The 11,961-nt window shown below is 73.1% G+C and carries 13 protein-coding genes; 8 read left to right on the forward strand and 5 right to left on the reverse strand.

What is annotated here, in order from left to right; genetic code table 11:
• The first annotated feature begins 46 nt into the window (after window positions 1-46).
• Window positions 47-661 carry a TetR/AcrR family transcriptional regulator gene (locus tag K1T35_RS32145; RefSeq protein ID WP_220262988.1) on the forward strand — a complete coding sequence of 205 codons (615 nt, stop codon included), beginning with the start codon at window positions 47-49 and terminating at the stop codon, window positions 659-661.
• Window positions 662-667: 6 nt separating this feature from the next.
• Here the strand turns inward: K1T35_RS32145 and K1T35_RS49225 are convergent, their stop codons facing one another.
• A complete protein-coding gene (locus K1T35_RS49225; protein WP_255620991.1) occupies window positions 668-1,126 on the reverse strand; it encodes a dCMP deaminase in 459 nt (152 codons plus the stop codon).
• Window positions 1,119-1,805, reverse strand: coding sequence for a RibD family protein (locus K1T35_RS49230; RefSeq protein ID WP_255620992.1), 687 nt, complete (start codon window positions 1,803-1,805; stop codon window positions 1,119-1,121). Before K1T35_RS49230 ends, K1T35_RS49225 begins: the two co-directional genes overlap by 8 nt.
• 244 nt (window positions 1,806-2,049) lie before the next feature.
• On the opposite strand from K1T35_RS49230, the gene K1T35_RS32155 reads away from it, so the two are divergent.
• Window positions 2,050-2,436, forward strand: a complete 387-nt coding sequence (locus K1T35_RS32155) for a VOC family protein (RefSeq protein ID WP_220255529.1) — start codon at window positions 2,050-2,052, stop codon at window positions 2,434-2,436.
• On the opposite strand, the gene K1T35_RS32160 is transcribed toward K1T35_RS32155, so the two are convergent.
• Entirely contained in the window at window positions 2,414-3,556 is a 1,143-nt protein-coding gene (locus K1T35_RS32160; RefSeq protein ID WP_255620993.1) for a homoserine O-acetyltransferase, read from the reverse strand. The two genes, K1T35_RS32155 and K1T35_RS32160, sit on opposite strands and share 23 nt — an antisense overlap.
• Before the next feature lie 78 nt (window positions 3,557-3,634).
• Between K1T35_RS32160 and yaaA the strand changes: the two genes are divergently transcribed.
• The 4 genes from yaaA (at window position 3,635) to K1T35_RS32180 (ending at window position 8,770) form a co-directional block, all read left to right on the forward strand.
• The gene (yaaA, locus tag K1T35_RS32165; protein WP_220255530.1) at window positions 3,635-4,381 is read left to right on the forward strand and encodes a peroxide stress protein YaaA; all 747 of its coding nucleotides are present in this window, start codon (window positions 3,635-3,637) and stop codon (window positions 4,379-4,381) included.
• Window positions 4,382-4,564: 183 nt separating this feature from the next.
• Window positions 4,565-5,527 (forward strand): serine protein kinase RIO, encoded by a 963-nt coding sequence (locus K1T35_RS32170; RefSeq protein ID WP_220255531.1) that lies wholly within the window; start codon window positions 4,565-4,567, stop codon window positions 5,525-5,527.
• A gap of 366 nt (window positions 5,528-5,893) precedes the next feature.
• A complete protein-coding gene (locus tag K1T35_RS32175; protein WP_220255532.1) occupies window positions 5,894-7,162 on the forward strand; it encodes a DEAD/DEAH box helicase in 1,269 nt (422 codons plus the stop codon).
• Between the two features lie 261 nt (window positions 7,163-7,423).
• Window positions 7,424-8,770 carry a hypothetical protein gene (locus tag K1T35_RS32180; protein ID WP_220255533.1) on the forward strand — a complete coding sequence of 449 codons (1,347 nt, stop codon included), beginning with the start codon at window positions 7,424-7,426 and terminating at the stop codon, window positions 8,768-8,770.
• A gap of 6 nt (window positions 8,771-8,776) precedes the next feature.
• Here K1T35_RS32180 and K1T35_RS32185 read toward each other — a convergent pair whose 3' ends face one another.
• The gene (locus tag K1T35_RS32185) at window positions 8,777-9,199 is read right to left on the reverse strand and encodes a lipopolysaccharide assembly protein LapA domain-containing protein (protein WP_255620994.1); all 423 of its coding nucleotides are present in this window, start codon (window positions 9,197-9,199) and stop codon (window positions 8,777-8,779) included.
• A gap of 90 nt (window positions 9,200-9,289) precedes the next feature.
• Complete coding sequence (locus K1T35_RS32190) at window positions 9,290-9,748, reverse strand: GNAT family N-acetyltransferase (protein ID WP_220255534.1); 459 nt, start codon at window positions 9,746-9,748, stop codon at window positions 9,290-9,292.
• A 76-nt stretch (window positions 9,749-9,824) separates the two neighbouring features.
• Between K1T35_RS32190 and K1T35_RS32195 the strand changes: the two genes are divergently transcribed.
• A complete protein-coding gene (locus K1T35_RS32195; protein WP_255622699.1) occupies window positions 9,825-10,553 on the forward strand; it encodes a M15 family metallopeptidase in 729 nt (242 codons plus the stop codon).
• Between the two features lie 9 nt (window positions 10,554-10,562).
• Window positions 10,563-11,936, forward strand: coding sequence for a mycothione reductase (locus K1T35_RS32200; RefSeq protein WP_220255535.1), 1,374 nt, complete (start codon window positions 10,563-10,565; stop codon window positions 11,934-11,936).
• The last annotated feature ends 25 nt before the right edge of the window (window positions 11,937-11,961 follow it).

Below are 11,961 nucleotides of genomic sequence, written 5' to 3' on the forward strand. Positions count from 1 at the left end.
ACTGCGGTCCGGTTAGGCAAACACTAGGGTTCGCCGCGTGGACTTGATGGCCGGCGAGGCCCCGAGGGAGCGGGCCGACGCGGCACGCAACCGACGCAAGGTGCTCGCTGCCGCCGGGGAGCTGTTCGCGGCGCGCGGGGTCGCGGCGGTGAGCATGGACGACGTCGCGGCCGCCGCAGGCGTGGGCAAGGGCACCCTGTACCGGCGGTTCGGTGACAAGTCCGGGCTGGCCGCGGCGCTGCTCGACGAGCGAGAGTCACGCCTGCAGCAGGAGCTGCTCAGTGGCCCGCCCCCGCTCGGTCCCGGCGCGCCCCCCGCCGAGCGGCTCGCCGCGTTCGCCGCGGCGTACCTCCTCTACGTCGACGCGCACCTCGACGTCGTCGCGCTCTCCCAGACCGCGAGTCCAGGCGCCCGCCTGCGCACGGGTTCACACCGGTTCTGGCGCCTGCACTGCCGGATCCTGCTCGCCGACGCCGGTGCGCCCGATCCCGACCTGCGCGCCGACGCACTGCTCGCCACGCTCACCGCCGAACAGGTGCGCCACTGGCGCCACGACGAGGGTCACCAGCTCGGCGAGCTCACACAGGCCATGAGCACCCTCGCCCGCAGCCTCGCCGAGTCCACGGGAGCCGGCTCGGCATCGACCCGGTCCGGAGGCTGAGTCGGGTCAACCTCCCAGCAGGTGTGCGTTCGGCATGCGCGCGGCCGCAGCGAGCTCGGGCAGCTCCACGACCTCCACACCGGCGGCCCGCAGCAGCTCCGCCCCCCGGCCGTCGACGAACAGGCCGGGCTCCCGCCACGCGAACACCACGCGGTCGACGCCGGCGGCGAGGATGAGTTCGGTGCAGGTCAGCGGTCGGGACGACCGTGCGCTGCACGGTTCGAGCGAGCTGTAGACCGTGGCGCCAGGGGCGGCGCGCCAGCCGGGCCCGAGGTCGGCGAGCGCGCCCTCCTCCGCGTGGTCGTGCGGGTCGCTGCGGCGTGACCAGCTCTCCGCGAGCACCGTGCCGGCCGCGTCGACGACGAGCGCGCCCACCGAGAACGCCGTCTCCGACGGAGGACACCGCCGCGCGAGCTCCACCGCCCGCCCCAGCAGCTCCCGATCGGCACGCTCCGGGTCAGCCACCGGCAGCGCCCAGGAGGTAGCGCAGGAGCACGAGGTCGCCGATAGGACGGACCTCGGCGAGGCGCATCCGGTGCGCGGCGTCGTGCCGGAAGCGCCCCGGCCCGACGAACCGCGGCGCCTGCGCGTCGCCCACGAAGAACGGCGCCACGACCAGCTGCAGCTCGTCGGCGACGCCCGCGCTGAGGAAGAGCGTGTGCATCCCGGTGCCACCTTCCACCATCAGCCGGGCGACACCGCGGCCGGAGAGGTCGGCGAGCAGCCGGTGCAGGTCGAGTGGGTCGCCCGCGTCCACGACGTCGGCGACCGCGCCCACCGCCTTGCGCGCCGTGTCCAGTCCCGGCGTTGCGGCGTACACGAGCTTGGGCCCGTCCCCCGTGGTGAAGAAGCGCGCCCCGGGGTCGAGGTCCCCCGAGCCGGTGATCGTGACCTTGAGCGGGTACGCAGGGCGCCCGGCCGCCACGCGCGCGGCCCGGCGTTCCGCGGAACGCACGTTCAGGCGCGGGTCGTCCCGGCGCAGCGTGGTGGCCCCGACCAGGATCGCGTCGACGCCCGCCCGCACCTCGTCGACCCGGTCGAGGTCGGCCGCGTCGGAGAGCAACAGCGGCTCCGGCCCGCTGTCGTCGATGTGGCCGTCGACCGACATCGCTGCCGACAGCAGAACATAGGGGCGGTCGGGCACGGGCCGATCCTTCCCCATCCCGGGCGGCCGGGCTCACGGCGCCGGCTCACGCACAGGTTCTCCGCTCGCGCGACCCGTCGACGAGAAGCGTGGCCGATCAACGCGTGCACGGGCGGAGCCCGGATGCGTGACCTTGCCCGGGCCGGGCTTGATCAGCGGATGGGTGCACCGGCGGCCACATGTGGCCGCTCCCACACCGGGCCGCCGATCATGGGCGTCGGACGCCCTCGCTAACGTCCGGGACATGGGACTTTCCATCGGCATGGTCACCGTCGACTGCGCAGACCCGGCGGCGCTGTCGGAGTTCTGGTCGGCCGCGCTCGACACCACCGTGCTCCAGAACTACGAGGACGCGTTCATCATGCTGGCCCCGCCCCCGCGGGGTGGTCCACTGCTCGCCTTCCAGCTCGTCCCGGAGCCGCGGTCGGGCAAGAACCGCCTGCACCTCGACCTGGGCGCGCCGACCGGCAACCGGCAGGCCGAGGTGGAGCGCCTGGTTCAGCTGGGGGCCACCGTGCTCGGGGAGCGTGGGGATCCGGCGATCTTCGCCTGGACCACGCTCACCGACCCCGAGGGCAACGAGTTCTGCATCGGGGAGAAGGAGGGGATCACCGATCCAGTAGCTCCGTGACGAGCTCACCCACGGCGGGCGCCTCGATGAGGAACCCGTCGTGGCCGTACGGGGAGTCGATGATGCGCAGCGTGCCCGCGTCCGGGATGCCCGCCACCAGCTCCGCCTGCTGCTCCAGCGGGTAGAGCCGGTCGGAGCTCACGCCCGCCACGAGCGTCCGCGCCGTCACGCGGGCGAGCGCGGCGGCGGTCCCGCCGCGTCCCCGGCCCACGTCGTGGGCGTTCATCAGCTCCGTCAGCCGCACGTAGGACATCGCGTCGAAGCGGCGCACCAGCTTGCGGGCGTGGTGGTCGAGGTAGGACTCCACCGCGTACCGTCCGCCGCGCCACGGGTCCTCGCCGTCCTGGGCGTCACGGCCGAAACGCTCGCCGAGCTCGAACGCGCTGCGGTAGCTCAGATGCGCGATGCGCCTGGCCACACCGAGACCGCGGTGCGGGCCATGCCCCGGCGGGGCGTCGTGGTAATCGCCGCCGCTCCAGCCGGGGTCGTCGCGGATCGCGGCGAGCTGCGGGGCCGCCCAGCCGATCTGGTCGGCCGATGTGGCGGCCGGGCATGCCAGCAGGCACAACCGGGTCACGCGGTCCGGCTCGGTGGCCGCCCATTCGAGGGCCCGCATCCCGCCCATGGAGCCGCCGATGACGAGTGCCCACGCGTCGACGCCGAGCGCGTCGGCCAGCACCCGCTCGGCGGTCACCGCGTCCCGCGCGGTGACGAGCGGGAAGCGGCTCCCCCACCGCCTGCCGTCCGGGCCCGGTGAGGCAGGGCCGGTGCTGCCCTGGCAGCCGCCCACGATGTTCGGCGCCACCACGAACCAGCGCGCGGGGTCGAGCGCCCGTCCCGGCCCGATCAGTGCGTCCCACCAGCCCGGCGTCGGATGGCCGGCCTCGGCGGGACCCGTCACATGGCTGTCACCGGTGAGGGCGTGCAGCACGAGCACGGCGTTGGACGCGTCCGTGTTCAGGGCGCCCCACGTCTCGTAGGCGATCCGGACGCCGGGCAGTGTGCCCCCGGCCTCGAGGGCGAGCGGCTCGGGCAGCGTGATCCACTTCCTGCGGCCAGGGTCGTCGCCATCGCGCCACGCACCGGTGGCGGGAGGGAGCTCGGTGTCGACCGCGGTCACCGCGTGGAACCGACCTGCCCGATCACGCCGAGGACGGTAATCCGGGCGTCGCCGGGGACACAACATAGGCTCCCCCACGTGCTCGTCCTGCTTCCCCCGTCGGAGACAAAGCGCGACGGCGGCGACGGCCCGCCACTGCGGCTCGACGCGCTGTCACATCCCGCGCTGGACGCGGTGCGCAAAGCACTCGTGGAGGAGCTCGTCGACCTGGCCGCCGACGCGCAGGCGTGCCGCGCCGCGCTCGGTCTCTCGCCCGCGCAGGACGCCGAGATCGCCCGCAACGCGGCGCTGTGGACCTCGCCCACCCTGCCCGCCCTGCACCGCTACACCGGCGTGCTCTACGACGCGCTCGACGCCGGCTCGCTGCGCGGGGCCGCCGCCGCGCGGGCGCGGGCGCGGCTCGCCGTCGGGTCGGCGCTCTTCGGGCTGCTGCGCGCGCACGACCCGGTGCCGGCCTACCGCCTCTCCGCGGGCTCCACGCTCCCCGCGGGCGGCACCCTCGCGGCTCGCTGGAAGCCGGTGCTCGAACCCGAGCTGACGGCCATCGCCGCCGCCGATCTCGTCGTGGACCTGCGCTCGGGCTCCTACGCCGCGCTGGGCCGCGTGCCAGGTGCGGTCACGGTGAACGTCCTCGCCGAGCGGCCCGACGGCAGCCGCAGCGTCGTGAGCCATTTCAACAAGGCGCACAAGGGCAGGCTCGCCCGCGTGCTCGCGGGCACCCGCGCCGAACCGACGGACGCGGCGGGCGTCGCAACGATCGCCCGCAGAGCGGGGATGCGCGTGGAACGCGGGGGAAACGCCCTGGAGATCGTGATCCCCGCATAAATCGGTTGTCGAGGGGATCCGGTGTTCGGCAGAGTGCCGGCAACCAGGGTCGCCGGGGGTCCGGCGTGATCAGGAGGAGGTGCTCCATGTCTAGGCCTGTCCGGGACGTGGCATGCCCTCGTCCGATCCCCGCCTCGCGCTGACGTCGGTCCGCGGGGCGCACACTCCCTCTGGAGCCCCCCGTTGCACGACTACGAGTCGTACTCCGAGATCTACGAAGCCAAGTCCACTCGCAAGGCCCGTCGCCGCCGGTTCGACGACGAGGCACCCGCACGCTCCCGGCGGCCCGCGCCGGACCTGTCCGCCCTCGACGAGCGGCTCGGGGTCGACCCCGACGGCCCGCCCGAGGGCGACCGCTGGTCCACGTGGGACGGCGCCGAGCACGGCCCGCACCCGCGGCCCGCGTGGGTGGTCACCGAACACGCCGCCGTCGACAGCGAGCTGGGCGTGATCAAGACCGGCAAGGAGGCCGACGTCCACCTCGTCGAACGCGCCGTGCCGGGCACCGAGCGGCGCACGCTGATGGCCGCCAAGCGCTTCCGCACCGCGGAGCACCGCATGTTCCACCGCGACGCCGGCTACCTCGAAGGCCGACGCGTGCGCCGGTCCCGCGAGACGCGCGCGATGGCCAACCGCACGGCGTTCGGCCGCGACATCCTGGCCGGGCAGTGGGCGAACGCGGAGTTCGCCGCGCTGTCGCGCGTGTGGGCCGACGGCATCGCGGTGCCCTACCCCGTGCAGTGCAGCGGCACCGAGCTGCTGTTGGAGTTCGTCGGCGGCGACGATGGCACGGCCGCCCCGCGGCTCGCCCAGCTGCGTCCGGACGGCGACGAACTGTGTGATCTCTGGCACCAGCTCGTCGACGCCCTGCTCGGGCTGGCGCGCCACGGCCTCACCCACGGCGACCTGTCCGCCTACAACCTCCTCGTGCACGACGGGCGGCTGGTGCTCATCGACCTTCCGCAGGTCGTGGACGTCATCGGCAACCCGCAGGGCCCCGAGTTCATGGCCCGCGACGTCCGGCGGATCGGCGACTGGTTCACCGCCCGCGGCCTGCCCCCCGACGTCGGCACATCGGAAGCGCTGCTCGAAGAGCTGCGCGTCGAGGTGGGAATGCGCGGAGGCGAGGGGATGTCACACCAATAGCCCCGACAGGACCGCCCCCGGCTGGGCGCTCGGCTAGACTGATCACGAGCGCCCGGCCGGAACGGCCCTGAAGTGGGCGCAGCCCGCAGTACCCATCAGGGCGCACACCGATGCGCCCGGGCTCGTCCCGAGATCCCAGCCGCCGCCATTTCGGCGCTGCTCTCCGTGTGACGTGCCACGTCCCGGAGGTTCTAGTTGTCATCCCCGTCCTCTCGCCGTGCCCATTTCTCGGCGAGCCCGCAGCCCCGTCGATCCGACGGCGGCCGCACCCGCTCCCCCCGCGGCCGCTCCCGCACGCCGCAAAACCGTCCCCCGCTCGCTCCCGTCGGGCCGCCCGAGGAGCTGTGGACCGCCCCCGAGTCGGGCATGCCGTCGTTCGCCGAGCTGGGCCTGCCTGAGCCGGTCGTGCGCGCGCTCGCCGCCAACGGCTTCAGCGAGCCGTTCCCGATCCAGGCCGCGACGCTCCCCGACACCATCGCGGGCCGTGACCTGCTCGGCCGCGGCCAGACCGGCTCCGGCAAGACCCTCGCGTTCGGCCTCGCCGTGCTCTCCCGGCTCGCGGGAGGCCGGGCCCGTTCCCGGCAGCCGCGCGGGCTCGTCCTTGTGCCCACCCGCGAGCTGGCCCAGCAGGTCGACGACGCGCTCGCCCCGTTCGCGCGGGCGTTGCGCCTGTCGACGGCCGTCGTGGTGGGCGGGCTGTCGTTCAACCGCCAGGCGGCCGAGCTGCAGCGCGGCGTCGACCTGGTCGTCGCGACCCCGGGACGGCTCACCGACCACACCGAGCAGCGCACGTGCGATCTCTCGCAGGTCGAGATCACGGTGCTCGACGAGGCCGACCGCATGTCGGACATGGGCTTCCTGCCTCAGGTCAGGAGGATCCTGAACCTCACCCCGGCCGGCGGCCAGCGGTTGCTGTTCTCCGCCACGCTCGACGGCGAGGTGGGCGCGCTGGTCCGCCAGTACCTCACCGAGCCCGTCACGCGCTCGGTCGCCTCGGCCACGGCGCAGGTAGCCACCATGGACCACCACGTCCTGCTCGTCGACCCGGCCGCCAAGCCGCGGATCCTCACCGAGGTCGCCGCGCGGGACGGTCGCACGATCCTGTTCGCCCGCACCAAGCACGGCGTCGACCGGCTCGTGAAGGTGCTGCGGCGGGAGGGCGTGGCGGCGGGTGCGCTGCACGGCGGGAAGGCGCAGAACGCCCGCAACCGGGCGATCGCCGAGTTCAAGGACGGCACCACCCCGGTGCTCGTGGCCACCGACGTGGCCGCGCGCGGCATCCACATCGACGACGTGAGCCTCGTGGTGCACGTCGACCCGCCCGCCGACCCGAAGGACTACCTGCACCGGGCCGGGCGCACGGCGCGGGCGGGCGACTCCGGCACCGTCGTCACGCTCGTCACTCCCGCCGAGCGACGCGACGTCGAGCGGATGATGCGCCTCGCGGGTGTGCGCGCGCCGCAGACCCAGGTCATGGCGGGCGACGGCGAGCTGGCCCGTATCACGGGCGCGCGTCCTCCGTCGGGGGTGCCGATCATGACACCGCCGAAGCCCGAGCAGGGTCCTCGCCGCCCGCGCAGCGGGAGCGGGCGCACCTCCCGCGGCGGGAGGCGCAGGCGTCAGGCGGCCGCCTAGTGTCCCGAACCGGAAGTCCGGTGCATAAATCGGCGGATCCAGGTTTCCGCTGGGTGTGCCGGCGAGCCGGCCTCGTACCGGGCGTACTCGGCCGGTTCGCCGGTGCGCCCAGCGGGAAGCTGGGCCGTCGAGTTATGTGGTGGACTTCCGGTTCGGGACACTAGATCTCCGTCAACGAGATCAGGGGTTCTCAGCCGCACCACAGGGTCGCCCTGCCACGGTCGGGTGGAAGTCTCCCGAACCCTGACACCTGAGGTACCTGTGCGCGCTCCACGTCCCTTCGCCGCTGTACTGGCGGTGCTCACCGCGGCGCTGGTCGCCTGCTCGGCCGAACCCGTCCCGTCGCCGACACTGCCGTCGCCGAACGAGACGCTGCCGCCCATCGAGCTCGAGGGCGACTGGACGTGGACCAAGCAGGGGACCGCGCTCGAGCTGGGCGTCACCCACACCCAGAAGAGCCTCGACGACAGCGAGCCCGCCGAGGCCCGTCGACGCGGGATGGACATCCTGGCCGCCGACGGCGCGATCTGGCAGAACCACCACCTCATGGGCTTCGGCACCGACAACCCCGAACCCGAACCCGGCGAGTACGACTGGGACACCCTCGACCGCCGGATGAAGCTCACCGAGGAGACCGGCCAGCGCACCATGCTCACCCTGTGCTGCTCCCCGGACTGGATGAAGGGCGGCCAGGAGGGCGAGACCGACTGGGACGAGCTGGAAGAAGCACCCAGACCCGAACACTTCGGCGACTTCGCCCGCCTCGCCGCCGAGACCGTCAAGCGCTACCCGCAGGTCGAGCGCGTGATGGTGTGGAACGAGATGAAGGGCTTCTGGGACGACGCGAAGAAGCGCTGGGACTACGAGGGCTACACCGAGCTCTACAACCAGGTCTACCGCGCCGTGAAGGACGTCCGCCCCGACATCCAGGTCGGCGGCCCCTACGTCGTGCTCATCGGCCTCGACCCCGGCGCCCAGGACACCTCCACCACCGTCACCGGCCCATGGGGCGCCGCCGACCAACGCACCCTCGACGTCATCGACTACTGGCTGCAGAACAACATCGGCGCCGACTTCCTCGCCGTCGACACCGCCACCAACAAACGCGACCAGGACGGCCCCGCCCCCCTGGATGGCGCCCGCAAGTTCGCCGACCTGGCCGCCTGGCTCAAACAACGCAGCCCGCTGCCGATCTGGTGGGCCGAGTACTACCCCGAGGTCCCCGCCGGTGAGGACGACGCCGGCGGCAGCCCGGTCAACGCCGCGGTGAACCTCGCCGCGATCGCCGCCATGGCCGAGTCCGGCACCGCAGGCGCCCTGCTCTGGGGCCCACAGGAACACGACCTCGGATCCGCCGCCCTGTGGACCGACGCCACCAAGAAGGACGGCGGACAACCCCTCCCGCTCACCCAGGCCTGGCAGTTCCTGGTGCCCAGACTGGCCGCAGGCGGCGTCGAGATCGGACGCTCCCCCTCCCGGCCCGACCTGCTCGCGTTCCGCGCGAACGACGGCGTGGTGGTGGTCAACCTGAGCGCCGACCAGACCGAACTCGCCCCCGGCAGTTCGCTCGCCCCGTGGCAGATCCAGGTCGGCGGCCGCGAGTCCTGAGCACGTTCAGCGGCGGCGGGCGGCGCGGCGCAGCTGGAGGATGCGCAGTCCACCGGGGATCGCGACGAGCAGCAGCCCCGCGACGGCGGCGAGCAGCAGCGCAACCCCGGTGGGCAGGGTGCCCGACGCGGCCAGGAAGTTGATCTGTACCGGCGCGCTGTTCTGCAGGATGAAGATCAGCAGGACCAGCAGGACCAGCGCGGACAGGACCAATCCCACCCACAGGACACCCGTTCGCGTGCGCGGCACCGGTTCGGCGGGCCACCCCGCTCGCGCCTTCGGTTCGGTCGGCGTCGGGACGGTCGGGCCGTCGGCGACGACCGGACGCATCGCCGGCTGCGTGTCCGGGTCGGCGTTCGGATCGGCCGGGCCGACGCTGCCGTAGGCAGGCGAGCGCACGTTCATCGCCCGCGTCGGGTCGTCACTCATGCGGCCACCTCGCTCGCTCGACACCCTTCGTGACCACCCGTGAGTATCCCGCAATCTGGCGCCCCACCGCGACGTCTTGCGATCTTGCGCTCAGTTCCGCCGCATCGGGACGTGCGCGACACCGTCCCAGTCGTAGGACTCCCCCACCTGACCGAAGCCGAACTCGCGGTAGAAGCCCGCGAGGTGCTCCTGGGCATCCAGCAGGCACGTGCGGTCGCCGACCTCGGCCAACGCCGCCTCCATCAGCTGCCGGCCGAGCCCGCGCCCGCGCACCGAGCGGGCGGTGCAGAGCCTGCCGATGCGGAACTCGCCCGTCGGCTCCCGCAGCAGCCGCACGCATCCGAGAACGGGCTCCGGTTTCCCGTCGCCGCCCAGCCAGAAATGCCGCGCGCCGTCCTCGAGGTCGCGCCCGTCGAGCTCCGCGTACGGGCAGGCCTGCTCCACGACGAACACGTCGACCCGCAGCCGCAGCAGCTCGTAGAGGGTGCTCGGCGCCAGGTCCGCGGCCCAGGCGCGGTGCACGGTGGCCGTCTCCGTATCGCTGCTCATCCGGTTCTGCCTACCAGATCGGGTGAGCGCGCGCCGCCCGTGCCCGTGCGAGGCTCGGCGGGTGCTCCGACTCGTGATCGTCGCCGTGGCGGCCGTCGTGGCCTGCACAGCCGGGGCGGCCGCCGAGCGCCCCCCGCTCCCCCTGCGCCCCGACGGGTACGGCGTCGCCCAGCCCACGCCACCCGACCTGGTGGACCGCAGGCTCCCGACGCGCGACATCCTCCCGCCGCCCGCCGACGGGACGTTCACCTCCGCGGTCGGACCGGTGCCCGACGACGTACTCGCCCGCTCCACCTGGAAGCCGGAGTGCCCCGTACCACCGGCCGACCTGCGCTACGTCACCGTCTCCTTCCGCGGCTTCGACGGGTTGCCGCACACCGGTGAGCTGATCGTCGCCGCCCGGGTGGCCGACGACGTCGCGGCTGTCTTCGGCGAGCTCTACGCGGCCGGCTTCCCGATCGAGGAAATGCGGGTCGTCGAGCCCGCCGAGCTGACCGCCCCGCCCACCGGCGACGACAACAACACCACCGCGTTCGTCTGCCGGCCCGCCGTGGGCTCCACGCGCTGGTCGGCGCACGCGCTCGGCCTCGCCGTGGACGTCAACCCGTTCCAGAACCCCTACAGCAAGGGCGACCTCGTGCTGCCCGAGCTCGCTACCGCCTACCTGGACCGCGACCGCGACCTGCCAGGAATGATCTCCGGCGGTGGGCCGGTCGTCGCGGCGTTCGAGCGCATCGGCTGGAAGTGGGGCGGGCGCTGGACATCACCTGTGGACCGGCACCACTTTTCCCAGACCGGCACGTAGGTTGGGAGGGTGCGCCATCACGACCTCGTCGTCATCGGGACCGGCTCCGGCAACTCGATCGTCGACGACCGGTTCGCGCACCTGGACGTCGCACTCGTCGAGCACGGGGTCTTCGGTGGCACCTGCCTGAACGTCGGCTGCATCCCGACGAAGATGTACGTCTACGCCGCCGACGTGGCGCAGGCCGTCCGGCACGCCGGTCGCTACGGCGTGGACGCCACGGTGGACAAGGTCCGTTGGACCGACATCCGCGACCGCGTCTTCGGCCGGATCGACCCGATCTCCGCCGGTGGGCGCGAGTACCGGGTGGACCGCAGCCCGAACGTCACCGTCTACGAGGGCCACGCGCGCTTCACCGGGCACAAGGAGCTCGCGGTCGCGCGCACCGACGGGTCCGGCACTGTCGCGTTCACCGCCGACCGGGTCGTGCTTGCCGCGGGGAGCCGGCCGGTGATCCCCGACGTCGTCACGGAGTCGGGAGTGCCCTACGAGACGTCCGACACCGTGATGCGGATCGACGCGCTCCCCGAGCACGTGGTGATCCTCGGAAGCGGCTACATCGGCGTCGAGTTCGCCCACGTCTTCTCCGCGCTCGGGGCGAAGGTGACGATCATCGGCCGCAGCAGCATCCTGCGCCGCCAGGACGAGACGATCTGCGAACGGTTCACCGACATCGTGTACCGACGCTGGGACGTGCACCTCGGCAACGAGGTCACGCGCGTGCGCGGGAGCCACGGCGACATCATGCTCGAACTGGCCGACGGCACCGCCGTGCGCGGCGACCTGCTGCTCGTTGCCACCGGGCGGCGCCCCAACAGCGACCGCCTCGACCTCGACCGGACCGGCGTCGCCACCCACCCCGACGGCCGGATCGTCGTCGACGCCGAGCAGCGCACCGGCGTGGAAGGGATCTTCGCCGTCGGCGACGTCAGCTCCGCCCACCAGCTCAAGCACGTGGCCAACCACGAGGCGAAGGTGGTGGCGCACAACCTCCTGCACCCCGACGCGACGCGCAAGAGCGACCACCGCGTCGTGCCCGCGGCCGTCTTCACCGACCCGCAGATCGCCGCGGTCGGGCTCACCGAGGCCGAGTGCCGCGCCGGGCACCTCGACTACACCGCCGCCGTGCAGGACTACGGCGACGTCGCCTACGGGTGGGCGATGGAGGACACCACCGGGTTCTGCAAGGTGATCGCCGAGCGCGGGAGCGGCCGGATCCTCGGGGCGCACGTGATGGGCGCCCAGGCGTCCACGGTGATCCAGCCGCTGATCCAGGCGATGTCGTTCGGGCTCGGCGCCCGGGAGATGGCCACCGGCCAGTACTGGATCCACCCGGCGCTGGCCGAGGTCGTGGAGAACGCACTGCTCGGTCTCGACATTTAGATCCCGCGCCGAGCGGGTAAGGTGA

It is taken from the genome of Pseudonocardia sp. DSM 110487 (assembly GCF_019468565.1).
Lineage (GTDB): Bacteria > Actinomycetota > Actinomycetes > Mycobacteriales > Pseudonocardiaceae > Pseudonocardia.